This window comes from Micromonospora sp. NPDC048839, from assembly GCF_040649915.1.
GTDB lineage: Bacteria > Actinomycetota > Actinomycetes > Mycobacteriales > Micromonosporaceae > Micromonospora.
This window is the reverse complement of sequence record NZ_JBEZGL010000013.1, coordinates 49,115-73,540: the sequence shown is the minus strand read 5'-3', so window position 1 is coordinate 73,540 and position 24,426 is coordinate 49,115. Positions and strand designations below refer to the sequence as shown.

The 24,426-nt window shown below is 71.1% G+C and carries 22 protein-coding genes; 8 read left to right on the top strand and 14 right to left on the bottom strand.

Going from position 1 to position 24,426, the window contains the following annotated elements; genetic code table 11:
- Nucleotides 1-72 precede the first annotated feature (72 nt).
- Together AB0C25_RS23710 and AB0C25_RS23705 are read left to right on the top strand one after the other, a co-directional pair.
- Complete coding sequence (locus AB0C25_RS23710; protein WP_357242109.1) at nucleotides 73-543, top strand: YbaK/EbsC family protein; 471 nt, start codon at nucleotides 73-75, stop codon at nucleotides 541-543.
- A gap of 74 nt (nucleotides 544-617) precedes the next feature.
- On the top strand, nucleotides 618-1,319 hold the full coding sequence (locus AB0C25_RS23705) for an RICIN domain-containing protein (RefSeq protein WP_357376423.1): 702 nt from the start codon (nucleotides 618-620) through the stop codon (nucleotides 1,317-1,319).
- Nucleotides 1,320-1,338: 19 nt separating this feature from the next.
- On the opposite strand, the gene AB0C25_RS23700 is transcribed toward AB0C25_RS23705, so the two are convergent.
- Nucleotides 1,339-2,643: an MFS transporter gene (locus tag AB0C25_RS23700; RefSeq protein ID WP_357376422.1), complete on the bottom strand. Its 1,305-nt coding sequence runs from the start codon at nucleotides 2,641-2,643 to the stop codon at nucleotides 1,339-1,341.
- Nucleotides 2,644-2,695: 52 nt separating this feature from the next.
- On the opposite strand from AB0C25_RS23700, the gene AB0C25_RS23695 reads away from it, so the two are divergent.
- A complete protein-coding gene (locus AB0C25_RS23695) occupies nucleotides 2,696-3,781 on the top strand; it encodes a helix-turn-helix domain-containing protein (protein ID WP_357376421.1) in 1,086 nt (361 codons plus the stop codon).
- A gap of 131 nt (nucleotides 3,782-3,912) precedes the next feature.
- Here AB0C25_RS23695 and AB0C25_RS23690 read toward each other — a convergent pair whose 3' ends face one another.
- Genes AB0C25_RS23690 through AB0C25_RS23680 form a run of 3 tightly spaced genes read right to left on the bottom strand, consistent with a single transcriptional unit; the run spans nucleotide 3,913 to nucleotide 7,821 of the window.
- Nucleotides 3,913-4,377 carry a hypothetical protein gene (locus AB0C25_RS23690; RefSeq protein ID WP_357376420.1) on the bottom strand — a complete coding sequence of 155 codons (465 nt, stop codon included), beginning with the start codon at nucleotides 4,375-4,377 and terminating at the stop codon, nucleotides 3,913-3,915.
- A 28-nt stretch (nucleotides 4,378-4,405) separates the two neighbouring features.
- The gene (locus AB0C25_RS23685; protein WP_357376419.1) at nucleotides 4,406-6,358 is read right to left on the bottom strand and encodes a VWA domain-containing protein; all 1,953 of its coding nucleotides are present in this window, start codon (nucleotides 6,356-6,358) and stop codon (nucleotides 4,406-4,408) included.
- Nucleotides 6,359-6,360: 2 nt separating this feature from the next.
- Nucleotides 6,361-7,821 carry a sigma 54-interacting transcriptional regulator gene (locus AB0C25_RS23680; protein WP_357376418.1) on the bottom strand — a complete coding sequence of 487 codons (1,461 nt, stop codon included), beginning with the start codon at nucleotides 7,819-7,821 and terminating at the stop codon, nucleotides 6,361-6,363.
- Nucleotides 7,822-8,029: 208 nt separating this feature from the next.
- Here AB0C25_RS23680 and AB0C25_RS23675 point away from each other — a divergent pair, with 208 nt between their 5' ends.
- Together AB0C25_RS23675 and fxsT are read left to right on the top strand one after the other, a co-directional pair.
- The gene (locus AB0C25_RS23675) at nucleotides 8,030-9,310 is read left to right on the top strand and encodes a TIR-like protein FxsC (protein WP_357376417.1); all 1,281 of its coding nucleotides are present in this window, start codon (nucleotides 8,030-8,032) and stop codon (nucleotides 9,308-9,310) included.
- The gene (fxsT, locus tag AB0C25_RS23670; RefSeq protein WP_357376416.1) at nucleotides 9,294-13,349 is read left to right on the top strand and encodes an FxSxx-COOH system tetratricopeptide repeat protein; all 4,056 of its coding nucleotides are present in this window, start codon (nucleotides 9,294-9,296) and stop codon (nucleotides 13,347-13,349) included. The genes AB0C25_RS23675 and fxsT overlap by 17 nt, the downstream gene beginning before the upstream one ends.
- Here the strand turns inward: fxsT and AB0C25_RS23665 are convergent.
- From AB0C25_RS23665 to AB0C25_RS23630, 8 genes are all read right to left on the bottom strand, one after another.
- A complete protein-coding gene (locus tag AB0C25_RS23665) occupies nucleotides 13,318-15,219 on the bottom strand; it encodes an HEXXH motif domain-containing protein (protein WP_357376415.1) in 1,902 nt (633 codons plus the stop codon). The two genes, fxsT and AB0C25_RS23665, sit on opposite strands and share 32 nt — an antisense overlap.
- Nucleotides 15,216-16,391 carry an FxsB family cyclophane-forming radical SAM/SPASM peptide maturase gene (locus AB0C25_RS23660; RefSeq protein WP_357376414.1) on the bottom strand — a complete coding sequence of 392 codons (1,176 nt, stop codon included), beginning with the start codon at nucleotides 16,389-16,391 and terminating at the stop codon, nucleotides 15,216-15,218. The genes AB0C25_RS23665 and AB0C25_RS23660 overlap by 4 nt, the downstream gene beginning before the upstream one ends.
- 23 nt (nucleotides 16,392-16,414) lie before the next feature.
- Entirely contained in the window at nucleotides 16,415-16,588 is a 174-nt protein-coding gene (gene fxsA / locus AB0C25_RS23655; protein WP_088946343.1) for an FxSxx-COOH cyclophane-containing RiPP peptide, read from the bottom strand.
- A gap of 274 nt (nucleotides 16,589-16,862) precedes the next feature.
- Nucleotides 16,863-17,930: a hypothetical protein gene (locus AB0C25_RS23650; RefSeq protein WP_357376413.1), complete on the bottom strand. Its 1,068-nt coding sequence runs from the start codon at nucleotides 17,928-17,930 to the stop codon at nucleotides 16,863-16,865.
- Nucleotides 17,931-18,006: 76 nt separating this feature from the next.
- Complete coding sequence (locus AB0C25_RS23645; protein WP_357376412.1) at nucleotides 18,007-18,657, bottom strand: response regulator transcription factor; 651 nt, start codon at nucleotides 18,655-18,657, stop codon at nucleotides 18,007-18,009.
- Nucleotides 18,654-19,898, bottom strand: a complete 1,245-nt coding sequence (locus tag AB0C25_RS23640) for a histidine kinase (protein ID WP_357376411.1) — start codon at nucleotides 19,896-19,898, stop codon at nucleotides 18,654-18,656. Before AB0C25_RS23640 ends, AB0C25_RS23645 begins: the two co-directional genes overlap by 4 nt.
- Nucleotides 19,899-19,952: 54 nt before the next feature.
- Nucleotides 19,953-20,459: a hemerythrin domain-containing protein gene (locus AB0C25_RS23635; RefSeq protein ID WP_112582361.1), complete on the bottom strand. Its 507-nt coding sequence runs from the start codon at nucleotides 20,457-20,459 to the stop codon at nucleotides 19,953-19,955.
- On the bottom strand, nucleotides 20,456-21,436 hold the full coding sequence (locus tag AB0C25_RS23630) for an aldo/keto reductase (RefSeq protein WP_357376410.1): 981 nt from the start codon (nucleotides 21,434-21,436) through the stop codon (nucleotides 20,456-20,458). The genes AB0C25_RS23635 and AB0C25_RS23630 overlap by 4 nt, the downstream gene beginning before the upstream one ends.
- A gap of 70 nt (nucleotides 21,437-21,506) precedes the next feature.
- On the opposite strand from AB0C25_RS23630, the gene mgrA reads away from it, so the two are divergent.
- Complete coding sequence (mgrA, locus tag AB0C25_RS23625; protein ID WP_357376409.1) at nucleotides 21,507-22,502, top strand: L-glyceraldehyde 3-phosphate reductase; 996 nt, start codon at nucleotides 21,507-21,509, stop codon at nucleotides 22,500-22,502.
- Nucleotides 22,503-22,559: 57 nt separating this feature from the next.
- Here the strand turns inward: mgrA and AB0C25_RS23620 are convergent, their stop codons facing one another.
- Entirely contained in the window at nucleotides 22,560-22,904 is a 345-nt protein-coding gene (locus tag AB0C25_RS23620) for an SdpI family protein (RefSeq protein WP_357376408.1), read from the bottom strand.
- 125 nt (nucleotides 22,905-23,029) lie between these two features.
- Here AB0C25_RS23620 and AB0C25_RS23615 point away from each other — a divergent pair, with 125 nt between their 5' ends.
- Together AB0C25_RS23615 and AB0C25_RS23610 are read left to right on the top strand one after the other, a co-directional pair.
- Entirely contained in the window at nucleotides 23,030-23,152 is a 123-nt protein-coding gene (locus AB0C25_RS23615; RefSeq protein WP_030490864.1) for a 50S ribosomal protein L36, read from the top strand.
- 165 nt (nucleotides 23,153-23,317) lie between these two features.
- Nucleotides 23,318-23,578 carry a YciI family protein gene (locus AB0C25_RS23610; protein WP_357376407.1) on the top strand — a complete coding sequence of 87 codons (261 nt, stop codon included), beginning with the start codon at nucleotides 23,318-23,320 and terminating at the stop codon, nucleotides 23,576-23,578.
- 123 nt (nucleotides 23,579-23,701) lie between these two features.
- On the opposite strand, the gene AB0C25_RS23605 is transcribed toward AB0C25_RS23610, so the two are convergent.
- On the bottom strand, nucleotides 23,702-24,426 hold a 725-nt coding region (locus AB0C25_RS23605; protein ID WP_357376406.1), incomplete at its 5' end, for a fibronectin type III domain-containing protein.

Genomic DNA, 24,426 nt, shown 5'->3' with positions numbered 1-24,426 from the left:
TTTGGAAACGGTGGGATGTCGGCGCTGGCAGTTTCCCGTCCGCTGGCGGGCCAGGCGGTTACCGTGGCGGGCATGCCATCGCCCGCGATCACCGCCCTGGACGCCGCCGGACTGACGTATCGGCTGGTCAGCCACGGTGCGGTCGGCAGCCTCGCGGAGGCCGCCGCGGCCCGGGGCGTGGCCGTCCCCGACGTCGTCAAGACGATCGTGGTCCGCCGGAGTGCGGACGATCACCTGTTCGTGCTCACCCCTGGCGACCGGGTCATCTCCTGGCCCAAGCTGCGCGCCCTGCTCGGGGTGCACCGACTCTCCATGCCGGACGCCGCCGGCGCCCTGGCCGCCACCGGCTACGAGCGCGGCACCATCACCCCGTTCGGCGCGAGCACGGCCTGGCCGGTGATCGCCGACGAGCGACTGCGCGGCCGCGAGATCAGTCTGGGCGCTGGCGAGCGTGGCCTCGCCATCGCGATCGACGCCGACGCCGCGATCACGGCCCTCGACGCCACCGTCGCCGACGTCACGGACCCGCAACCCACCCGCTGAGCGCCGCCGATCCGGGTCGCCCAGCCGACCCACCGACTGGCAGTCGCCGACGGCGGTGGGTGAGGATGGCGGCTATGTCCGCGCCCGAGGAACGCCCCGGCAAAACTGGCACCGTGTACGGCGGCAGCCGACGCGCAGCACGGTCCGGCCCGCTGGCCGATCCGCTGCTGCGGGTGGCGCTGGCGGTCGGGCTGGTCGGCGCACTCCTCGGGGTGGTCTTCGCCACCGGGCTGCTCGACGGTGACGACGAGCCGGCCGCGACGGCGACGGTCGGCGCGCCGTCCACCGATGCGCAGCCCACCGGTGCGGCGGCCGAGCCGAGCCCGAGCGCACCGGCCGAGCCGTCGCCGACCCCGCCGGTCCCGCCGACCGGGCCCCGGGTGTTCAAGGCCGCCTCGGGGCTCTGCCTGGGGCTCGACGGCGACGGACGGCAGGCGGCGGCCGAGTTGGCGACCTGCACCGGCGGCCCGGAGCAGCAGTGGGTGGTCAACCCGGCCGGGGCGGACGCGGTGACAGTGACGAACGCCGCGCACGGTCAGTGCCTCGACGTCGAGGGCGGCAGTCGTGACGACGGCACCCGGCTGATGCAGTTTCCGTGCCACGGCCAGGCCAACCAGCAGTGGCGGCTGAGCCCCACCGGCACCGGCCCGGTGCTGCTGGTCGCCGTGCACAGCGGCAAGTGCGCCCAGGCCGACGAGGAGGGCGTCGAGGCCGGCGACGACATCCGGCAGCGACCCTGCGACGGCCGGCCGGCCCAGCAGTGGAGCGTGGGCTGACCGGCCGTCGCAGGGCAGCTCAGCCCCGGAAGCTCCACGCCTTTGGTGCGGTCGCGGCGGCCAGCACGGCCGCCGGCACCGGCCGGCCCGGCCGGCGACGCAGCAGCAACGACAGCCCGGCGGCGCCGATCGACAGCGCACCGGCCGCGTACCAGGCCATCGCGTAGTCACCGAGCTGGTCCCGCAGCAGCCCCGCACCGGTCGCGGCGACCGCCGCGCCGAACTGGTGGGCGGCGAACACCCAGCCGAACACCACGGCGCCGGCGGCACCGAAGTACTCCCGGCACAGTGCGACGGTCGGCGGCACGGTCGCCACCCAGTCCAGGCCGTAGAAGATGATGAACACCAGCATGCTCGGTTCGGCGGTGCCGACGAACAGGCTCGGCAGGATCAGCAGGGACGCCCCGCGCAGCGCGTAGTACATGCCGAGCAGCAACCGGCTGTCCACCCGGTCGGTGAGCCAGCCGGAGGCGATGGTCCCGACGATGTCGAAGAGCCCGACCAGGGCGAGCAGCCCGGCCGCGGTGGTCTGGGGCATGCCGTGGTCGTGGGCGGCGGGCACGAAGTGCGTACCGACGAGGCCGTTGGTGGTCGCGCCACAGATCGCGAACCCGCCGGCCAGCAGCCAGAACGGGCGGGTCCGGGCCGCCGTCGCGAGCGCGCCCAGCGCCCGGGACGCCGCACCGCCGGTCGCCGGCGGCGCCGCGACGACCTCGGTCGCCCCGTAGGCGGGCAGCCCGAGATCCGCCGGGTGCTCACGCAGCAACCACACCACCAGGGGTACGACCGCCAGCGCGGCTCCGGCCACGACGAGCGCGGCGGTACGCCAGCCGTGGTCACGGACCAGGATGGCGATCAGTGGCAGGAACACCAGTTGTCCGGCCGCCCCACCGGCGGTCAGTACTCCGGTGACGAGACCTCTCCGGCGCACGAACCAGCGCCCGGTGATGGTGGCCACGAACGCCAGCGCCATCGACCCGGTGCCCAGCCCGACCAGCACACCCCAGCAGAGGAGCAGCTGCCAGCTGGCGCTCATGAAGACCGTCAACCCGCTGCCCGCGGCGACCAGCAGCAGGGCCACCGAGACCACCCGGCGGATGCCGAAGCGGTCCATCAGGGCGGCGGCGAACGGCGCGGTGAGCCCGTAGAGCAGCAGGTTGACCGACACGGCGGCGGAGATGGTGGCCAGTGGCCAGCCGAACTCCTCGTGCAGCGGGTGCAGCAACACCGACGGGGTGGCGCGGAAGCCGGCCGCGCCGACCAGCGCCACGAAGGCGACGGCGGCGACCAGCCAGGCGGGATGCAGACGGCGGTTCTTGGTCACGCGACAAGTCTGGGCGGGGCCGCGCACCGCGACGAGTGGCCGGAAAGCCATCATGCGCAATAATCGGGCCATGACCGTTCGCCCGCACCGGATCGCCGTACTCGCCCTGGACCAGGTGGTCGGCCTGGACCTCGGCACCCCGTCCCAGGTCTTCGGCACCGCCCGGGCCACCGACGACACGCACTTCTACGACGTCCGGGTGTGCACACCGGGCGGCCAGCCGGTCCGCAGCACCGGCGGCTTCCAGGTGCTCCCCGACCACGGTCTGGAGCTGCTCGACACCGCCGACAGCGTGATCGTCCCCGGCATCCACGCCGGCACCGCGTTGACCTCGGGCACCGTCGAGCCGGAGGCGGCCGAGGCGCTCCGGGCGGCGTACCAGCGGGGTGCCCGGATCATGTCGATCTGCACCGGAGCGTTCGTGCTGGCCGCCGCCGGGCTGCTCGACGGTCGTCGGGCGACCACCCACTGGGCGTACACGGAGCAGTTCCGTCGCCTGCACGGCGAGGTGGACCTCGACCCGGGGGTGCTCTTCATCGTCGACGACCGGGTGCTCACCTCGGCCGGAGTCGCCGCCGGCATCGACCTCTGCCTGCACGTGATCCGTCTCGACCACGGCAGCGAGGTGGCCAACCGGGCGGCCCGCCGCTGCGTGATGCCACCGTGGCGGGACGGCGGCCAGGCGCAGTACATCGAGCGGCCGGTGCCGAAGGTCACCGACTCCAGCACCGCGGGCGCCCGGGAGTGGGCGCGGCAGCGGCTGCATGAGCCGATCGCGCTGCGGGACCTGGCCGAGCAGGCGCGGATGAGCGTGCGTACCTTCACCCGGCGCTTCCGCTCGGAGACCGGCCTGAGCCCGGCGCAGTGGCTGCTGCAACAGCGCACCGATCACGCGCGACTGCTGCTGGAGACGACCGACCTCACCGTCGACCAGATCGCGCACCGCACGGGTTTCGGCACCACCGCCTCCCTGCGCCAGCAACTCCACCAACGCATCGGCGTGGCGCCCTCCACCTACCGCCGCACCTTCCACCCCCGCCCGGCGCCCGCCGCCCACCCGCAGGCCGGCAGCCTGACCGGCACCAGCACGGGCGACGCGGACGACGCGACAGCGCTTGCGGAGGCATCACCGCGGTGAGCGATATACCTGTGAGTCATATTTATGACTGACAGGTATATCGCTCATCGGGGCGGCATGCCCGGGGGCCTCGCCACGCCGAGCACGCCGGGCGGCGACCCCCGACCGAGCCGCTCAGCCATCGGCTCTGCTCAAGCACGGAGGACGTGCAGTTGGGCCTGGTGTTTCGGCAGGTGGACCCTTGTGTGCAGGTCGAGGGTGCGCGACCAGGGCAGTGACTCGTCCACGATGAGGTCGAAGCCCTCGCGCAGGTGGGTCTCGACCGGGGTCTCCGCCGCCAGGCCGAGCCGGTCGACGAGCCCGCACAGCCGGTCGCTGGTGCCGTGCAGCAGCGCGGTCAGCCCCCGCAGACCGCCCTGCTCGGCGGCCAGCGCGTCGAGCTGTGGACGGTGTATGTCCTCTTCCAGCTCGTAGTAGGCGAACGGCGACCCGGCCAGCAACGCCTCGGTGGCATTGATCATCAGCTCGTCGTTGGCGACCAGATGCGCGACGATCTGCTCGGCGCTGAGCTGACCCTCCGGAGCCGTCCCGAACTCCCCCGCGTCAAGCTCGACGAACACCCCGTCATAGGCCCGCCGCAACCCTCCACTCTCCATCCCCCCAGTCAACCTGCCCGGAGGGACGTTAGCGGCGGGATTGGCGGGAGCGCAGGTAGTCGCTGACCACGTACTCACCGAGGTCGTCGGTGTCGGGGGTGAACATGCGGCCACGGCTGCGGCGGGCCACCGCGTCGACGAAGCGCCGCAGGCCCGGGTCGTCGCCGAGCATGAACAGGTTGAGCGTGGCGCCGTAGCGGCTCAGCCGGTCCACCTCACGGACCGTCGCCTCGATCGTCTCCGGCAGCGGCGGCCAGTGGAACAGCGCCTCCCCGTCGTCCGGGTCCAGGTGGGCGGTCGGCTCGCCGTCGGTGACCACCAGGACCACCGGCTCGGCGTCCGGGTGCCGGCGCAGGTGCCGACCGGCCAGCCGCAGCGCGTGCTGGAGGTTTGTGCCCTGCTCCCCGTCCGGCTCGACGGCGGCCAACTCCTGCTGGGTCAGCGCCATCGCCTCCCGGCCGAAGCCCACGATCTGCAGGGCGTCCTGCGGGAAACGTGTCTCCATGAGGTGCGCCAGCGCCAGCGCCGTCTGCTTCATCGGCCCCCAACGACCCTGCGAGATCATCGAGTACGACAGGTCGACGCAGAGCACCACCGCCGCCGACGCTCGCCTCTCGGTCTCCACCACCTCGAAGTCGTCCACCGCGAGCTGCACCGGAACCGTCGGCCCGGCCCGGCGGACCGCCCGAGTCAGCGTCCGGACCACGTCCAGCGGTTGCTCGTCGCCGTACTCCCAGGGTCTGGACCCACCGCTGACCTCGCCGGCGGCCCCCGCCGAGCGCAGGTCGTGCTGCCCGCGCGGCCCGGCGGTCAGGTCGGCGAAGACCCGTCGCAGCGCCGTCCCGCCGAGCCGGCGCAGCGCCTTCGGGCTCAGCGTGAGCCCCTCCGCGTCCCGGCTCACCCAGCCCTGCCGGCGAAGCTCCCGCTCCAGATCCCGCAGCCGGCGCACGTCGTCGGCCGCCTCCCGGCCCAGCGTGCGGGCGACCGCGTCGACGTCCACGTCGTCAAGCGTGGCGCCCGGGTGGTCCTGGTCGAGCTGGTCCAGCAGGTCGTCCAGCTCGCCGATCTCACCCAGCGCGCCCGCCGCGTCGGCGTAGTCCAGCGGCTGATCGCCCCGGACCCGCTCGCCGCGCCCCCAGCGCAGATCCGGGCGCAGCGCCCGCAGGTTGACGTCCAGCGCGGACAACTGACCCGCGAGACGGTCGCCGAGCGACTGCTGCATCAGGCCGGCCAGCTCGGCGCGCTGCCGGTCGGAGAGCGAGTTCATCAACCGCTCGCCGGCCGCCGAGCGTCGGGCCAGCACGTCGATCAGCTCGTCGACCGTCTCCGGCTGCTCCGGGAAGAAGTCACCGTGTCGACGCATGAACTCGGCGAACGCGTCCGTGGTGTCCTCCGCGCGGCCGTGCCGTTCCAGCAGGTCGTTCAGGTCGCCCATCATCTCGGCCAGCCGCTGCTGGGCGGCCGGGTCGGCGGACGCCCGCACCGCGTCGCGCAACCCGGCGAAGCGCTGACCGAGCACGTCGTCCCGGAGCTGGTCGAGGATCTGCTGGTACGACCGGCGGGCGTCCTCGCTGGCCCACTGGTAGCCGGACAGCTCCTCCACCGCCCGCGCGGTCGAGCGGGGCAGATTGTCCAGCACCGACTCGGCGAACCGCGCGCCGTCGTCGTCGCGGCCGCGCAGCTCGTCCCGCTCGGCGGCGAGGGCCTGGTCGAGCAGTGCCCGTGCCCTGGTCACCGCGCCGTCCAGGTCGCCTCGGCGCAGCGCCTCCCGGCGTAGCCGCCGAGCGCGGGCGGCCAGGTCGTCCAATCCGCCCAGCCCCTGCGGGCCACGGCGCAGCAGGTCCCGCAGCGCCTCCCGCAGGCTGCCGCCGGCCAGCACCTCGGCGCCGACCTCGTCGACGGCTTCGCGTACGTCGTACGGGGGTGCCAGCGGGTCGGGCCCGCCGGTCCACTGCCCGTACCGGAACCGGTTGCCGGCCATGATCAGCCCCGGCCGCCGTAGACGGTGCGCCCCGAGTCGGTGACGTCCTTGCCCAGCCTGCGGGTCAGATGCAGCCCTTCGAGCACGAACTCGACGGCGGCGGCGGCCTCCTCCGGGGTGGGCGCGTCGCCCAGGCCGAGCCGGTCGAGAACCTTCGCCAGTCCGGGTACGGTGCCGACCTGGCGCAGCAGCTCCGTCGCGCTGACCAGCTCGCCGGTCTCGATCGCCGCGCCGTCCTCGACAAGTGCCGTGAACCCGGACAGGTCCAGCCCGGCCAGGTGCGCCCGGAACGTCTCGGCGGTCGCGGTCCGCAGCAGGTGGGCGAGGATCTCGATCTCCCGCCCCTCCTCGCCGGACTCGAACTCCACCTTGCCGCGCAGCGTGCTGGTCACCGAGACGGCGTCGCCGACCCGGGCCACCGCCGCCTCGGGGCGGCCCTCCGGGGTGCCGGTCGCGGCGAGCAGGCCGGCGCGGCGCAGCGCGGCACCGGCGACCGTCTCGGCGGCGGCGATGGCGAACCGGGCGGAGACACCCGAGCGCGGGTCCACCGACGGTGACTCCCGGACCGCGCGGGCGAAGCGGGCCAGCACCTCCAGGACGTGCTCCGGCACGGCGGCGACCAGGTCGGCCTCCTGCCGGATCAACGCCAGCTCCAACTCCAGGTCGACCGGGTAGTGGGTACGGATCTCCGCGCCGAACCGGTCCTTCAGCGGAGTGATGATCCGACCCCGGTTGGTGTAGTCGTCCGGGTTGGCGCTGGCCACCAGGAGCAGGTCCAGCGGCAGCCGCAGCTGGTAGCCACGGACCTGGATGTCCCGTTCCTCCAGGACGTTGAGCAGGGCCACCTGGATGCGCTCGGCCAGGTCGGGCAGCTCGTTGACGGCGAAGATGCCCCGGTTGGTGCGCGGCACCAACCCGAAGTGGATGGTCTCCGGGTCGCCGAGAGTGCGGCCCTGGGCGATCCGGATCGGGTCGACGTCACCGATCAGGTCGCCGACGCTGGTGTCCGGGGTGGCCAACTTCTCGCCGTACCGCATCGAGAAGTGCAGCCAGCCGATCGGCAGGTCGTCGCCGGCCTCGGCGACCTGGGCGCGGGACGCGGGGGTGAGCGGGTGCATCGGGTGCTCGTTGAGCACCGAGCCCACGATGACCGGGGTCCACTCGTCGAGCAGCGCGCCGAGCGAGCGGATCAGTCGGGTCTTGCCCTGGCCGCGCTCACCGAGCAGCACCATGTCGTGCCCGGCGAGCAGTGCCCGCTCGACCTCGGGCAGCACGCTGTCGTCGTAGCCGACGATGCCGGGAAAGCGGGCCTCGCCGGAGCGCATCCGGGCGAGGAGGTTGTCGCGGAGTTCCTGCTTGACGGTGCGGTACTGGTGACCGGCCGCCCGCAGCGCGCCGAGCGTGCCGGGCAGGTCGGCCGGTGGAACTGGGATTACCGGGTTAGACGCAGTCACCCGACCCACGCTAGCTCACCCCGGAGTCGACCTACGCCAATACGGAAAGTGATATCCGAGACGCCCTCTTGATGCGCCGATCGGCGGGCTGTGGCACGCCGTCTCCGCCCCTATACTCACCGTTAGCTCCGCCGCTACGGCCACCGGAAAATGGCCGTGGCCGACGGGGTAACGGCCCGGCCATCCGATGGTCAACCTCTCCCGGCGCGGAGGTGCGGTGCTGTACTTCTTCCTCAGTTACGCGAGGGGCGACGAGGACACACTGGTCCAACGCCTTTACGAGGATCTCAGCGCAGAGGTACGGCTGATCGCGGGTCTACCCCGCGACGAGCGGGTGGGTTTCGTCGATCGCACCATCCTGCTGGGCGAGCGGTGGCCGCAGCGGCTGGTCGAGGCGCTGAGCACCTGTCGATCCTTCCTCGCTCTGATGACACCTAGGTATTTTCAGAGTGAGCCCTGCGGTCAGGAATGGCGGATCTTCGCCGACCGCACCGCCCGCTTCGACCAACAGAACGGGGTGGACAGCTCGCTCCTCAAACCGCTGATGTGGATCCCGGCCCGACCTGGCCGCATCCATCCGGTCGCCTCCCCGTTGCAATATTCCTCTCACAGCCTGGGTGACCTCTATCAGCGGTTGGGAGTCCGGCAGCTGATGCGGCTGCAACGGCACAGCGACGACTACCGCACATTCCTCTTCGAACTGGCCACCCAGATCGTCTCGAGTGTGGAGGAACATCCGCTGCCGGAGGGCCAACGCACGATCGACCTACGCGCTACCGCCAGTGCCTTCCACCAGGCACCCGGCCCCGGGCAGCTCGCGGCGGACGTCGACCAGTTCGCACCGATGCTGGTCCACTTCGTCGTCGCGGCGTCGCACCGGGAGGAGATGAGCACGGTACGCCAAGACGTGACCATGTACGGCAACCACGCGATGGACTGGGCGCCGTACGGGCCGCCGCTGCCCGACCCGGTCGTCGACTATGCCCGTGAGATCGCCGCCGACCACAGCTACCGGTCGACGGTGGTGGACCTGCCGGAGGTGGCCCGCCGCGCCGAGCAGGCCGCCCGCTACAACCAGATCATGGTGCTGATCGTCGACGCCTGGCTGACTCGTCTGCCCGAGCAACGACAGTCGCTGGCCGCCCACGCCACGGCCGCGTTGCGCGACGGTGGCACCACGGCGGTGCTGATCCCGAGCAGCCGCGACGACACCGAGACCCGGGAGCACTGGCAGTCGCTGTCGCGCGCCTGTCGGGACATCTTCGAAGAGCTGGCCTCGGACGACGAGCTATACCGGTCCAACATCCTCACCCACCGCGCCTTCCACGAGGAACTGCCGGAGGTCCTGGAGGTCGCTCGTAACCGGGTGTTCAGCCGAGGAGCGGTGCACCGGCCTCCCGGCCTCACCACGGACCCCCGACCACCACGCATCGACGGGCCCTGGGGCGCGGAAGGCGACGACACCACAGCGGAGGACGGCCGTGACGACGAGCGCTGACCCGGGCATCACCGGCGACGGTGTCGAGGGTCGAATCATTACGTTCTACTCGTACAAGGGTGGCACCGGCCGCACCATGGCGCTCGCCAACGTCGCCTGGATCCTGGCCGCCAACGGCTACCGGGTGCTCGCGGTCGACTGGGACCTGGAATCCCCTGGTCTGCACAAGTATTTTCACCCGTTCCTCCTCGACAAGGATCTGCGGACGTCGACCGGGGTCATCGACATGGTCCGCGACTACGCCGAGGCGGTCGTTCGACCGTTGGAGGAGACGGAGGACGAGGACTGGCTCCGCAATGCGGCCGACGTGTTGCACCACGCCGTCTCACTGCACTGGGAGTTCCCCACTCCCAGTGCCGCCGTCCGGGCGTCCGCAGGTCCGGTTCCGCAGGGCAGCCTGGACCTGTTACCCGCCGGCAGACAGGACACGGCGTACACCAAGGCCGTGAGCACCTTCGACTGGCAGGCGTTCTTCGAGAGGCTGGGCGGCAACAGTTTCCTCGACGCACTGGCTGCCAGCATGCGGGACAACTACGACTACGTGCTGATCGACAGCCGTACCGGTGTCAGCGACGGTGCGGGCATCTGCACCGTCCGGCTGCCCGACGTTGTGGTCACCTCCTTCACGCTCAACGACCAGAGCATCGACGGAGCTGCCGGGGTCACCCGCTCCATCATCCGGCAGCGTGGCGACCGACCCATCCGGATCCTGCCGGTGCCGATGCGGGTGGACAACGCCGAGCAGCTCAAGTTGGAGGCCGGACGGGACCACGCGCGTCGCCGCTTCGCGCCTCTGCTACCCCGGACCTCGGTCGAGGAGAGCGACCGGTACTGGGGCGAGATCGAGATCCCCTACCTGCCCTATTACGCGTACGAGGAGATCCTGGCGGGGTTCGGCGACCGGGCCCACCATGAGGGCACGCTGCTCGCCGCCTACGAGCGGCTGACCAAGGCGATCACCGAGGACGCGGTCGACAGCCTGCCCGCCATGTTGGATCGGCTGCGCCGTCAGTGGCTGGCCAAGTTCGAGCGGCAACGTATCTCCGCCGAGACCCCGGACGTGTTCGTCAGCTACGTGTCCCTCGATCGGTCCTGGGCCGAATGGGTCCGCGATGAGCTCCGGTCGGCTGGCCTTCGTACGGTGATGCGAGAGGTCGACTTTCCGGCCAGCCCGGGCGGGCTCACATCATCAGCCATCGGTTTCAAGGACGCGGCCCGGCTGGTGGTGCTGCTGTCCCAGGAATACATGCAGTCGCCGAACGCCGGCGAGTTGTGGTCCGAGGCCACCACCTACGAGTCAGGCAGCGGCGGCAACTTCCTGGTGCCCGTCCGGCTGGACAATTCCCGGGCGCCGACGGCGTTCCTGGAGCGAGTTCCGGTCGACCTGGTGGGTGCCACACAGGACGAGGCGGTGGCCCGGCTGCTCGATGCCCTGGATCATCCCGCACGCCCGGCGATCGACCCGGAGGGGGCCGGGCAACGCCGGCGGTTCCCCGGCAACGAACCGCCGGTATGGCGGGTGCCGTTGCCGCGCAACGTCCAGTTCGTGGGCCGCAGCCCGCTCCTGGAGGAGATGCGCGACTGGCTGTCGTCGGCCGAGGCCGGGCACACCCCGCTCGCACTCCAGGGTCTGGGTGGCGTCGGCAAGAGCCAGATCGCTCTTGAGTACGCCTACCGCTTCCGCGCCGAGTACGACGTCGTCTGGTGGATCTCCGCACAACAACCGAGCGTCATGCGGCTCGCTCTGGCCTCGCTCGCCGACCGGCTGGCGGACACCTCGGACACACCACTCGGAGGTAACGTCGCCGAGCGGGTCCAGTGGGTGCTGGACGCCCTGCGCCGGGGCGATCCCTTCCGCCGGTGGTTGTTGGTCCTCGACAACGCCGACGACCCCGCCGAGTTGCACGACCTGATGCCGCAGGGGCTCGGCCACGTGCTCGTCACCACGCGCAACCACCTCTGGGCACGGCACGCCCGGAGCTTCGAGGTGGGTGCCTTCGACCGCGCGGAGAGCACCGCATTGTTGCGTCGGCGAATACCACGCCTGCCCCTGTCCGATGCCGAGCTGGTCGCTGAGCGCCTGGGCGACCTGCCGCTCGCCGTCGAGCAGGCCGGAGCCTGGCTCGCCACCACCGGCGAATCGGCCGACCAGTATCTGCGGCGACTACGCCGGTATCTGCCAGGCATGCTCTCCGACGAGCTCCCCACCGACTATCAGCAGACCGGCGCGGAGCCCTGGCTCGTCTCACTCGAGAGCCTGCGGGAGCGCAACCCGGCGGCGGCGAAGTTGCTGGAGGTCTGCGCCTTCTTCGCCGCCGAGCCGATCCCGATGTCGCTGCTCTACGACGACAGTTTCATAAACGTGCTTCTCCCCTACGATCCCTCGGTACGGGATCCCCTGCTCATGGGGCGCGCGCTGCGGGATGTCGGCCGGTACGCGCTGGCGCGAATCGACAGCGTGCGCGCTGGCGGGCGCGGCCGTACGCCAGACCATGGTGACGACGGCAATCAGGCCAGCCTCCGCATGCACCCACTGGTGCAGGAGCTGATCCGGGAGTCGCTGCCCGACGAGGAGAAGGCCGCGAACCGGCGGCACGTCCACACGATCCTCGCCGCCGTCAACCCGAAGGACCCCGACCAGCCTCGCAACTGGTCCAGATATGCGGACCTGTGGCCACACCTGCTGCCGTCGAAGACTCTCAATTCACCCCAGCCGGAGGTCCGACAGCTGTTGCTGGACGTGGCCCGTTACATGTGGAGTCGGGTCGACTTCGCCACCTGCTCCGAGCTGGCCGGGAAGGCAATCGAGGTGTGGCAGGCGGAGCATGGCGCCGATGACCCGCCAACCCAGATGATGCGCTTCCACCTCGCCAATGCACTCCGACTCGAGGCGCAGTACCAGGCCGCGTACGACATCGATCAGGACGTGTACCAACGGCTGTCCAGCACCCTTGGCGAGAGCCACGAGTACACCGTGATCGTGGCGGGCAGCCTCGCCGCCGATCTGCGCGCGCTCGGTTTCTTCGAGCGGGCGCGTGAGTTGGACACCCGCACGGAGGAACTGGCCCGTGAAGTGTTCGGCGAGGAGCACCACCGGGCGTTGATAGCCGCGCACAACCTGGCCCTCTCGCTCCGTCTGGTCGGCGATCTGCGCGGGGCGTTGCGGCTCAACGAACGCACCCTGGCCCGTCGCCGCGAGGCGCTTGGCCCGATGCACCCGTACACCCTCTTCTCCGAAGGGCAGTACGGCCGCGACCTGCGCGACACCGGCGACCTCACCGAGTCGCGCCGGGTCCTGGAGTCAGCGGTGGAGGCAGACCGGCAGGTGCTCGGCGACGAGGACGGCGAGACCCTGCGAGTGATCAAGAACTACGCGGTGACCCTGCGGAAGATGGGTGAGTTGGAACGGGCCTACGGGTTGAGCGCGGACGTGCTGGTCCGTTCCCGTCGGCGGCTCGGCCCCGATCATCCGGACGTGCAGGCCTGCGCGATGAACCTGGCCTGTGACGAGTCCGCACTGGAAGACGACGCGGGGGCGCTTCGCCGGGCGCGTCCGGTGTACCGGTGGTACCGGGACGCGATGGGCGAGGACCACCTGTTCACCCTGGCGTACGGCAACAATCTGGCCATCTTCCTCCGGAAGGCCGGCGATCTGGAGGCGGCCTTCGCGTTGTCCGACGAGGTCGTCAACCGGTTCACCGAACGGGTCGGCGCCGACCATCCCTACACCCTGGCCGCGAACATCAACCTCGCCAACTGTTGGTACGGGCGTCGGGAGTTCGCCGCTGCCCTCGCCGCCGACCAGGATTGTTACGACCGGGCGCAGTACATCCTCGGCCCGTCGCATCCGGACACGCTCGCGGTGGCGAACAACCTGGCCACCAGTCTGAGCGTCGCCGGGGACCACCGAGGTGCCCGCGCTCTGCGCGATTCGGTAATGCCCTTCTTCCGCCGGGTGCTGGGGGACAGCCACCCGAACACCATCGCCCTGGTCGAGGCGAACCGCCTCAACTGCGATCTGGAACCGCCCCCGACGTAACCGACGTCGCTTCGTCGGGACCCGCTGCCGCCACACAGGTGACCGGGGTCAGCCACCGGGCCAGGTCCAAAGGGTCGTCCGGGTGCCCTGCCGCGCGCAGCTGTCGGTATACCGCCCGGCACAGCTCCGGGTCGGCGCCGGGGGTTCTCTGCGCCGCCGTCAGCCGCTGCTCCGCCAGAGCCAGTCCGACCCAGGCGGAGAGCAGCTCCGGGTCGGCGCACACCTGTCCGCGATAGCTGTCGCGGGCGGCAAGGTCGTCCCCGGCGGCCAGGGCCAGGTCACCGGCGGACGCCATGGGCAGTGCGTCGACGAGGCGTTCCGCGCCGGTGCGCAGCCGCATGAACCGCTCCGGATCGCTCAACCGCAGCCGAACCAGGTCTAGCCGTGGGCTGAGGCTCAGCCATCGACCGTCGGCCGGTTCCACCCGGAGCGTGACGGTGGCAGCCGGGCACGGCAGGCCGGCTGTGCGGGCTGCGGCGAGCTGGTGGACGGCGTCCGGGTCTGGCCGACGGTTCCGCAGTCGCCATACCGTCCAGTGGTCCTCGGCGGCTTCCCTGGCGAGCTCGGCCGCCCCCGGGTCGACCGGCTCCCTCCAATCGTCGATGACCCGCCGCAGGCCGGCGACGAATTCGCGGCCGGCTGCGGTCAGACGGCCGAACGACTCGATGTCCGCGCAGGTGCGGGACACGCGGTCACGCCAGCGAGCGAACTCCACCTCGGCCATCCGGGCCGGGCCGCCGCTGCGCAACGCACGACGCCCCCGCCAGAACTCGGTCACCGCGATGAAGGCGTAGACGCCCTGGAGGACGGCGCCGATGGGACGCGGATCGTCGCGCCAGGGGGCGTAGTAGTAGCGATGGTCGTCGTCGTAGAGGGGCTCGACGTCGATCGTCGCACCGAGCTTCGCGTGCTGGAACTCGTGCAGCAGGCCGAGCGCGAACGCTTCCCCGTCGATCGGACGGGTCATCGAGACCGACCCGAAGGCGTCCATGCTGGTGACGTTGACCCCGGCGCTGACCGAATCGGCCAGCAGCGGTACGAGGCAGCGGAGGCCCTCGGCGATCGCCTCGGCGTGCCGAGGGTGATGGCGTACCAGTATCGGCCACGCGTCGTCGAGCAGCCGTTGCCAATCGGCAACCTCGACGGGTGTGAGCCGGTTCGCGGCGCAGAGCTGGTGCCGGTCCCGGTACGGGTCGAGATCGTCGAGAGTGATCCGCAGCGTCAGCCCGTCGGCGCTGCTGCACAGTCGGTGCAGGCCGGACCAGTCGTCGGTCTCCGCACCCGGCCCGGCGTCCGGCGGAGGAACCAGCGACACCGTGACCGGCCCGACCAGGAGCTGCGATCCCACCCGTGAGATCGTCACCCGTCGCGCGTCTCCCACGCGCGCCAGCCCGAGCGTGGGCAGGTAGACGACTCCGTCGCGCGGCGTGACGCTGAGTTCGAAGTCCATTCCGGCCCGAAGGGCCGCCACCGCGGCGATCGACCCGAGCGGGGTCAGCTCGGCTTCGACGGGCCACTCGGCTGCGGCCTCCACCACCAACCCGCCGGTCGTCCGGCCGACTGCCGCGGCGGACGTCGAACCGGACGGCTTCGGCGTACGCAGTCGCCGCAGCGCGGTGGCCAACCAGGCACCGGTGTGCGGCAGGGCCAGCACCGCCGGCCCTGCCTCGGGCGACCGGTCAGCCGCCGCGGCCCACAGCGCGAAGTGTCGGGCGGTCTCCTCCGAATCGGCCGTGTCGAGGAGCGCGCGCAGCTGAAGCATGCGTTTGCTCACCTGACCCTCACGCAGCAGACGGATCGTCCGCCGGTCACCGAGGCCAGCCGCGAGCGCCGCAAGGTCGTCGGGGGCAAGCCGGTGGTAGCCCGTCACGACCGCTCCCGGGGCAGGGCCGACAGGTCCGCTCGCAGGCGTCGTTCCACGTGGGCGATGAGCAGCAGAAGATCGGGGCAGTAGACGGACGGGTTGGTGAAGCTCCCCTCCCGGTACCGATGGGCATAGTTGCCGGCACCGCAGACCCGGTGCACCGGGCACGCTCGGCAGGACACGGCGAGCGCCTCAACTCCCAGCTGACGGGCGACGACGGCGGGGTGCCGCAGCACATCGTCAAGGGAGTCGGTGAAGACGGTCAGGTCGGTGCCGACCGCCCCGGGGTAGGTGGAGCGCAGAGTGTCGACCTGCTCGTACGCCCCGTCGGTGTTGATTACCACGGCCGCCACCGGGCTCAGTCCGAGGGACTCCGTTCGGCTCCGCCCTCCGAACAGCAGATTGATCAGCTCCTCGAAGAGACGCACCCGGGTCAGCCGGGGTGAGGTGTCATACCAGGCATCGAAGGCGGCCGCCAACCAGGTGCCGTACGGGCTCGGGCCCTCACCTCGCCGTGGCGGCGCCTCCCAGTTGGCGTGCGGGAGCAGGAAGTCCACCATCGGCGGCCGGTACGACACCAGCGTCTCGTAGGTCTGTCGGGGATCGGCGGCGAGGTCCACAACGCAGAGCACACCCGCGTACGAGTCGGGCCGCTCGGCGAGCAGGCGCAGGGCACTGTCGACTTCTTCGTAGCTGCTGCGGCCCGACGCGTACCGCCGATGCCGGTCGTTCGACGTCCGATCTCCGTCCAGACTCACGCCCACCCGCACCCGGGCGTCGGCCAGCAGGGAGAGGGCGCGTGGAGTCAGCAGGGTGCCGTTGGTCTGCACGCTGACCTGGGCCTGCGACGGTGCGACCGCCTCCCGGAGTCGGTCCGCCATCCGGACCAGGTTGGGAGCGCCGACCAGGAGCGGTTCGCCGCCATGCAGGACGATCCGCACATCGGCCTGGTCGTGGGCGCGAACGTGTTCGCCTATCCGCTGGCAGGTGTGGTCGAAGATCGCCGGGGCCATCAGCAGGGGGTCGGCGAGGGCGCTGCGGTCCGCCAGTTCGTACATGTAGCAGTAGTCGCAGGCCAGGTTGCACCTGCTGTGGACCTTGAGGATGAACTCCGAGAACGGGACGGGCCGCGGGCGGGCGGCGACGCCGCCCTCGGCTACCCTGACGGCCCCCGCCATGCCGCGCCCGCCGCCTGGCATCCTCACATCGCCGAATTCCACCCGGCGACCGCCTCCTGTGGGCGGTCGATCTCGTCGAGGATTCGGCGTAGCGAGTGGGCGAACACCGACTGGTCCAACTCCTGAAGATCAGCCAGGCTCACGTCACTGAGATCCACGAGGGTGCCCTGCGGTGCGCCATCGGTCGTATCCATCATGATCCGTCCACCCGCGAGAAGGACTCGCGCCCGAGTGAGCAATGAATTGTACGGAAACCGCCGGGCCGAGACCCGTCACGTAACGCCGACCCCGCCGACGAACCGGGTTATCCTAGCGGCCTCCCGCTGATTGCGCGGTGGGTCGGGCGGGTCATCCGGTTCAACGCCACAGTGCGGTCCGCAGACATTGTTCTCGGCCATCCGGCCATCCAAAATCCGGCGTCCGGGCGGGAAGCATCATCGATCCGGTGAGCGGCTCCGACGACACGTCGGATCAACCCCGGCCGCAGCGCCGGCAGGCTCCGCGCCGACGCATGTGGTACGCGTAGGTGGCCGCGCCGAGCGCCACGCCCCACAGCGGCCAGAGCCGCGCCGGGCCTCCGGCCACGTCGATCTCCTGCCAGAACTCGGGTTGGCCGAGCAGCCCCAGGCTGGCCGCGGTCACCGCGATGGCGACCAGGGTGGCCGGCACCACGGCCAGCTTCACCGGCACCCGACGGCCGGCGAGGCCGATCATCCAGCGCGGAAACCGCTCGCCCCAGCCCTGCACCAGCCCGAGGGTGAGGATCGCGCCGACGGTGGCGAACGCGCCCAGCCCGAGCCCGGCCCAGACCAGCCCGGTGTCCTGCATGTCGGTCAGGAACTCCCGGGAGATGCCCAGCGGGATGCCGACCGCCCAGGCGAACCGGGTCACCGCGTACGTCAGCGGGATGACCACGGCGATGCCGGTGGCCCACCGGCCCCAGCGCGCGGCGGAGGCCGGGGTGGTCCACCCCCGGCCGGTGTCACCGCGACCGCAGCCGACGCACGCCGCCGCGGTGCGGCGCTGCCAGGTGAGCACCGCCCCGGCCAGCAGCAGCCCGCCGACCAACGCGGCGAACCGGACGAACAGCGCCCAGGTGAAGACGTCGGAGTAGTCCACCGGCGGCCACTCGAACGGCGCCCCGACGATCAGGATCGGCAGGTAGCCGAGGATGAGCAGCACACGCGTGTCCGGGACGACAAGGGCGAGGACGACCGCCACGGCCCAGCCGTAACCGAGGAGCAGCGCTCGCAGCGGGCCGGGCGGGCGGCCGGACGGACGGGTCATGGCCAGCGCGACCACGGCCGCGGTCAGGAGCACGCCGGCGAAGAGCGAGGTGGCCAGCTCCACCGGCACCAGGTGCAGCAGGTTGTCGTCACCGCCGCGCGGTTCGTTCGCGCCGAGCGGGTAGCCGGCGCCGGTGAGCACGCTGATCAGGGCGAGTACGCCCCACAGGCCCAGCCAGCCGGCGGCCAGCGGGGCGAACCGGTCGGGCCAGCGGGAGTCGGAACGGGGCGGGGAGCCGGTGATCGTCGTCATACCCACAGCCTCGACCGATGTCCGGCCGGTTCCCTCCCGGCCGGCGGTGAAGCCGCTCCCCCGGTGGAGGGACCGATCAGCCGGACGGGGTGACGAAGCCGGACTCGTAGGCGGCGATGACCGCCTGGGTGCGGTCGCGGGCGCCCAGCTTGGCCAGCACGTTGCCGACGTGCGTCTTGACGGTCTCCACCCCGACCACCAGGTGGGCGGCGATCTCCGGGTTGGACCGGCCGGTGGTCATCAACCGCAGCACCTCGGCCTCCCGCTCGGTGAGTCGGGCGGCGCGCAGCTGGTCGCCGCCGGCCGGCCCGTACGCCCCGACGAGCTGACGGATCGCCGCCGGGAAGAGCAGCGACTCCCCCGCCGCGACCACCCGCACGGCCTCCACCACCTCGGCGGGCCGGGCCCGTTTGAGCAGGAAGCCGGACGCGCCCGCGCGCAGCGCCTCGTAGACGTACTCGTCGTTGGCGAACGTGGTGACCACCAGCACCCGGGGCGGGTCGGCGGAGGTGGCCAGCAGGTGCCGGGTGGCCTGAATGCCGTCGATGCTGGGCATCCGCACGTCCATCAGCACCACGTCCGGCCGGTGCCGGGCGACCAGCGGCGGCACCTCGGCGCCGTCGGCGGCCTCGGCGAGCACCCGCAGGTCGGGTTGGGCGTCGATGATGGCGCGCAGCCCCACCCGGATCAACTCGTCGTCGTCGACGATCAGCACCCCAGTGGTCATGTCGCCTCCTCGTAGGGCAGACGGGCCCGGATCAGCCAACGGTCACCGTCCGGCCCCACGGTGATCCCGCCACCGAGCAGCAGCACCCGCTCCCGCATGCCGTCCAGGCCGCGACCGCCGCGCCCCGGATGCGCCCGGTCGGGGCAGCGCACCTCGTTGACCAGCTCCAACTCCAGTGCCCCCGGGTGCAGGTCCAGCCGCAGCGTCACCGGCCCCGCACCGTAGCGGGCGGCGTTGGTCAGGCCCTCCTGGACGATCCGGTAGCCCTCCCGGGAGACCGCCGCGGGCACCCGCGCCGGGTCGCCGACGCGGTGTGCGTGCACCGCCAGCCCGGCCGCGCGGGCGTCGGTGACCAACCGGTCCAGGTCGGCGAGGGTACGCTGCGGCGCCACCACGGGCCTACCGTTCCCGGCCTCCCGGAGCAGCCCGAGCACATGGTCCAGTTCGTCCATCGCGGTCCGTCCGGTCTCCTCGATGGCGGTGAGCGCCCGCCGGACGAACTCCCGGTCGGTGTCGAGGACCTCGCGGGCCGCTCCGGCCTGGAGGGTGGCCACGGTCAGCGCGTGGCCGATCGAGTCGTGCAACTCCCGGGCCAGTCGGTTGCGTTCGGCGAGCCGGGTGGCCTGCACCTCCAGGGCGGCGATCCGCTCCGCCTGCGCGGGGCCGAGCAGCACCGGCGCCATCAGACCGGCGAGCGCGCCGAGCCCGGCGACGGCGTAGCCGAGGCCGACAAGCAGCGCCACTCCACTCACGGTCAGCCAGCCGCTGTCCCGCCCGTCCAGCGGCCCGAACTGCCCCTCGCTGGTCAACTCGGTGCCGACGCCGAACTGCTGGGCGATGAAGGCCAACGCCAACGGCAGGGCGCCGAACAGCGCGGTCATCACCAGCGCACCGACGATGAGGTGGGTGGCGATCCAGAGCGCACTGCGCAGTCGGGTCTCCCGGTCGCCGCGATGCCCCAGCGCCGGCTCGGGCAGGTCGACGCCGAGCAATCTCCGTACGGCGGCGATCTCCAGGGCCCGGCTGCCGTCCAACAGCAGCGGCACCACGGCGATCAGCACCGCGATCACCAGCAGCGCGTACGTCAGTGAGCGGGGGATCGCCGAGTCGGCGAACAGTTCGACGAAGGTCACCACGAGCAGCCCGTACGGCAGCGCCAGCACGCCACCGAGCAGCAGGAACACGCCGCGTCGCCAGGTGGTGCCGGCGACCAGCGGGGCCAGCGCCGTTCGGGGGGTCACTCCGTCATTCTGCTGCCGGGGCCGGTTCGGCGACTCCCCCGCGCCGGGGAGATCTCAGCGGTGGTCGGCCACGTACTGCTGGGGGTCCTTGTCGCGGAACGGCAGGTTACGGCCGTTCTTGTGCTCGCCGTAGAAGGTCAGCCAGCGTTGGCCCAGCTCGGCGCGGAGTTCGGTGCTGGCGTGCCGGCGGAAGTCGGGCAGCGCCTCGTCCTCCTCCTCGGCGAGGTGCTCGCTGTTCTCCCGGCGGGCCGTGCCGACCGCTTCCCACCACTGGTCCGAGCCGACCGGGTGCAGCTTCGCCTCGGCGATGGCATCGCGGATCTTGTTGTGGTCGCCGATCGCGTCGGCGGTCTCGTCCTCGCCGTCGTCGCCGTGCTTGACCAGGTGCGGGTAGAGGATCGCCTCCTCCGCCTCGGCGTGGATGTCCAGGTGCAGGGCGAGGGCGTCCCAGATGGCGAGCATCTCCTGCTCGTCGCGGGCGTCGTCGAGGCGGGCGAAGCCACGCCGGAAGGCGGCGTGGTCGTCCAGGATCAGTGCGGTGATGTCGTCCACTGTGCTCACTTTCCGGTGGTGTTGGCGAACCGGGCACGCAGCATCGCCGGCATCGCGGCGAGTCCGGTGACCGGTCGGAAGCGTTTGGCGGCCTCGACCAGCGCCGCGTACTCGTCGTCGGCGAGGTCGATGTCCGCGGCGGCGGCGTTGCGTTCCATCTGCTCGACTCCGGACGCGCCGGGGATGGCGAGCACGTTCGGGTGGCGCAGCAGGTAGGCGAGGGCGATCTGACTGGGGGTGGCGTCGTGGGCGTCGGCCACCTGGCGCAGGGTGTCGATCAGGACCGCGCCGCGTTCCAGGTTCTCCGGCAGGAAGTACGGGTTGGCCCGCCGGACCGCGCCGCTCGGCGGGTTCTTCGCGTCGTAGCGGCCGGAGAGGAAGCCCTGCGCCAGCGGGCTGTACGCGATGACCACCCGCCCGGCCTGCCGCGCGTACGGCAGCAGGTCCTGCTCGGGGGCACGGTCCAGCATGCTGTAGCGGACCTGGTTGCTGAGCACCCGCCGGCCGAGCGCCGCCTCGGCGACCTGCCAGCGGCGCAGCCCGTAGTTGCTCACGCCCACCTCGCCGACCAGCCCGACGTCCTGCAGCACCCGCATGCCGCGCATGGTGGTGTGGTCGGCGACGAGCGGGTTGGGTTGATGCACCTGGTAGAGGTCGATGCGGGTGACGCCGAGCCGGGCCGCCGAGGCGACCGCCCGTTGCTGCACCACCGCCGCCACCGGCAGGACCGGCAGGATCTTGCTGGCGACCACCACCCTGGGCCGGTCGTCGCCCAGGGCGCCGCCGAGGATCCGTTCGCTGCGCCCGAAGCCATAGATCTCCGCGGTGTCGAAGACCGTCACGCCCAGCTCGACGGCCCGCCGGACGATCTGCGCGGCCCGCTTCTCGAAGTCCGGGCCGTAGCCCCACTCGCGGGAGCCGAACTGCCAGGTGCCCAACCCGATCCTGGACAACGGTTTGGGGGTGTCGAGCGCAATGAAACGCATGGCGTCGAAACTACCCCGCTGTCCTGATTCGCACGCGTGATCCGGGGTTCCACGGGCCGGAGCTACGCTCATGATCGTGACCTACCTCGCCGCGGATGACCGCTACGACACCATGACCTACCGGCGCAGCGGACGCAGTGGCCTGCGACTGCCCGCCGTCTCCCTCGGGCTCTGGCACAACTTCGGTCCGGACCGCCCATTCGAACGGCAGCGCGACATCGTCCGGCGCGCCTTCGACCTGGGGGTCACCCACTTCGACCTGGCCAACAACTACGGGCCGCCGCCCGGTTCGGCGGAGGAGAACTTCGGCCGGCTGCTCGCCACCGACCTGAGGGCCTACCGGGACGAGCTGGTCATCTCCAGCAAGGCCGGCTACCTCATGTGGCCCGGCCCGTACGGCGAGTGGGGCTCGCGCAAGAACCTGATCTCGTCGCTGGACCAGTCGCTGGGCCGGATGGGGCTGGACTACGTCGACATCTTCTACTCGCACCGGTTCGACCCGGAGACCCCGCTCGAAGAGACGATGGGCGCGCTGGACGCCGCCGTCCGCTCCGGCAAGGCGCTCTACGTGGGCATCTCGAACTACAACTCCGAGCAGACGGCACGGGCCGCCGCGATCCTGCGCGACCTGGGCACACCGCTGCTGATCAACCAGCCGTCGTACTCGATGCTCAACCGCTGGACCGAGTCCGACGGCCTGCTCGACACGCTGGAGCAGGTCGGGGCGGGTTGCATCGCGTACAGTCCGCTGGCCCAGGGCCTGCTGACCGACCGTTACCTGGGCGGCATCCCGGACGACTCGCGGGTGCGCACGAGTGTCTTCCTCAACGAGAGCGACCTCAGCGAGGAGAAGATGGCCACCATCCGCGGGCTCGGCGCGGTCGCCGAGCGGCGCGGTCAGTCCCTCGCTCAGCTCGCGCTCGCCTGGGCGCTGCGTGACCCACGGATGACCAGCCTGATCATCGGGGCGAGCAGCGTCGGGCAGTTGGAGACGAACATCGCCGCGCTGGACAACCTCGACTTCACCGCCGAGGAACTGGCCGAGATCGACGGTCTGCTGCGCTGATCCGCGCGGGCGGGGCCGGATCACCAGATCCGGCCCCGCCCGACCGGTTGGTCGCGGTCACCGTCTTCCGTCGAGGGCGGCCGCGGCGCGATCGGCGCGATAGCCCAGGTAGGCCAGGTAGGGCACGGCGAGCAGGGCGAGCACCAGCACGGCCGCGATCACCGGCGGGTCCCCGTAGGCGGCCCCGAGCAGGATCGGCAGCGGGGAGGCGACCGCCAGCAGGATGCCCGTGCGGCGCAGGGGCCGGGCGACCCGTTGGTGCGCCGCGTGCCAGTGCTCGGCCGAGCGCATCGTCGCCGGCGTCCGCACCCCGGGGCTGCGGTTTCTGTTCACCGTGGGTCGCAGTGCGACCCGGGAGGTGAACACCACGAGCCAACCGAGGAACGCGTAGACCGCCGTCACAAATGCCCCGGCTAACACCCTGGCACCTCCCCACCCATCGCTCAGGATCATTCTAGGTGGCGGGGAATCCCCAGGGTGGGTGCGGCGTTTCGATACTCGGAACCGCTGGAACCAAGGAGGCAGACATGAAGGTACGTAGCTCGTTGCGTGCGCTGAAGCAGAAGCCGGGTTCGGTGGTGGTCCGCCGTCGTGGCCGGGTGGTCGTGGTGAACCGCGCGAACCCGCAGTGGAAGAGCCGCCAGGGCTGATAACCCCCTTATCGGACATAGTGCAGTGCACGCCCCGACCGGGTCACTTCCGGTCGGGGCGTTCTGTCATTCGCAGATGGCCCCACGACGGACGCCCTCGGTGCGGCAGCGACGGCACAGCCCGTCGACTAGGGTCCGGAAGACCGCCCCGACGAGGAGGAACCCGTGTTCATCTTGGAACTGGCCTTCGGCGACGAACCCGACCGGCTTGCCGCTCGGCCCGCGCACCGGGAACGTCTCCAGGCCCTGCGTCAGGAGGGTCGCCTGGCCATGGCCGGGCCGTTCCCCGACGACTCCGGCGCGCTCCTGATCTTCGATGTCCCGGATGCCGAGGCGTTCGCCGCGGTCGTCGCCGAGGACCCCTACTACCGCACGCCTGGAGTAACGATCGTCCGCCAGCAGGAGTGGTCGCCGATCGTCCGCTAGGCCATCGGCGAGCGGACGGGTGGGGACGAAAGAAGCGGCCCGGTTGATGATCATCAACCGGGCCGCTGCCCTTGGTGGCTTGACCCCCCTGCTTCGGATTCAGCCCTTGATCAGGGAGCGAGGCTAGGATCCGTCACAGTAAGCCGAGTCGCTGTCCCGGCCCCAGTCTTCGCCGTTCGGCCCGTAGACATTGACGTAGAGGCTGTAATCTCCACCCCCGTATGACTCGTGCTCGTCCACCCGGGTGCTCCAGAAACCGATACTACTGGTGGTCAACCAGAAGTCGGTTCGTGTCCACAGTTCGTTGTTTTCCCACACCCTGAGCTGGACCTTGATGCGCACGCCGTCCCCACCGGCGATCCCGAAGGCGCTGGACTCCACCGCCGTCCACCCGACCGGAATGCCTCTGATAGAGGTGTAGTAGTCGGTGCAGTTCACGTCTGCGTAGACGTCAGGTATCCGGAAGCTGGCCGTGTTTGTCGGAGAGCTCTCTCCGGCCATGTTCTCTGCCACAACCTTGAACTCGTAGCGGTCACCGCCGATCAGGTACGGCACGTACACCGAGGTGGTGGTCAGAAATCCGGCCGCGGTGCTCCAGCCGCCACCCCGGGTCACGTTACGCATGTAAACCCGGTAGTAGATCCGCGGCGTCGGACTGGCAAACCAGGTCAACGTGACGGCGTTCTTACCAACAGTGCCTCGGAGGGTATATGGAGCCTGCGGTATTGGAGGCCAAGGCCGGGCGGAGGCAACGTTCGTGGGCGCCGAGTCACCGCTGAGGTTCGTCGCCCGGATCCGGAACTCGTACGTCGTCCCATTGAAAAGCAGATTCATCGTGTCCGAACAGC

Coding starts and splice junctions, on each gene's coding strand:
- AB0C25_RS23710 (WP_357242109.1), top strand. CDS start 73: ATGCCATCGCCCGCGATCACCGCCCTGGACGCCGCCGGACTGACGTAT.
- AB0C25_RS23705 (WP_357376423.1), top strand. CDS start 618: ATGTCCGCGCCCGAGGAACGCCCCGGCAAAACTGGCACCGTGTACGGC.
- AB0C25_RS23695 (WP_357376421.1), top strand. CDS start 2,696: ATGCGCAATAATCGGGCCATGACCGTTCGCCCGCACCGGATCGCCGTA.
- AB0C25_RS23690 (WP_357376420.1), bottom strand. CDS start 4,377: ATGGAGAGTGGAGGGTTGCGGCGGGCCTATGACGGGGTGTTCGTCGAG.
- AB0C25_RS23685 (WP_357376419.1), bottom strand. CDS start 6,358: ATGGCCGGCAACCGGTTCCGGTACGGGCAGTGGACCGGCGGGCCCGAC.
- AB0C25_RS23660 (WP_357376414.1), bottom strand. CDS start 16,391: ATGGCGGGGGCCGTCAGGGTAGCCGAGGGCGGCGTCGCCGCCCGCCCG.
- fxsA (WP_088946343.1), bottom strand. CDS start 16,588: ATGATGGATACGACCGATGGCGCACCGCAGGGCACCCTCGTGGATCTC.
- AB0C25_RS23650 (WP_357376413.1), bottom strand. CDS start 17,930: ATGACGACGATCACCGGCTCCCCGCCCCGTTCCGACTCCCGCTGGCCC.
- AB0C25_RS23645 (WP_357376412.1), bottom strand. CDS start 18,657: ATGACCACTGGGGTGCTGATCGTCGACGACGACGAGTTGATCCGGGTG.
- AB0C25_RS23630 (WP_357376410.1), bottom strand. CDS start 21,436: ATGCGTTTCATTGCGCTCGACACCCCCAAACCGTTGTCCAGGATCGGG.
- mgrA (WP_357376409.1), top strand. CDS start 21,507: ATGATCGTGACCTACCTCGCCGCGGATGACCGCTACGACACCATGACC.
- AB0C25_RS23615 (WP_030490864.1), top strand. CDS start 23,030: ATGAAGGTACGTAGCTCGTTGCGTGCGCTGAAGCAGAAGCCGGGTTCG.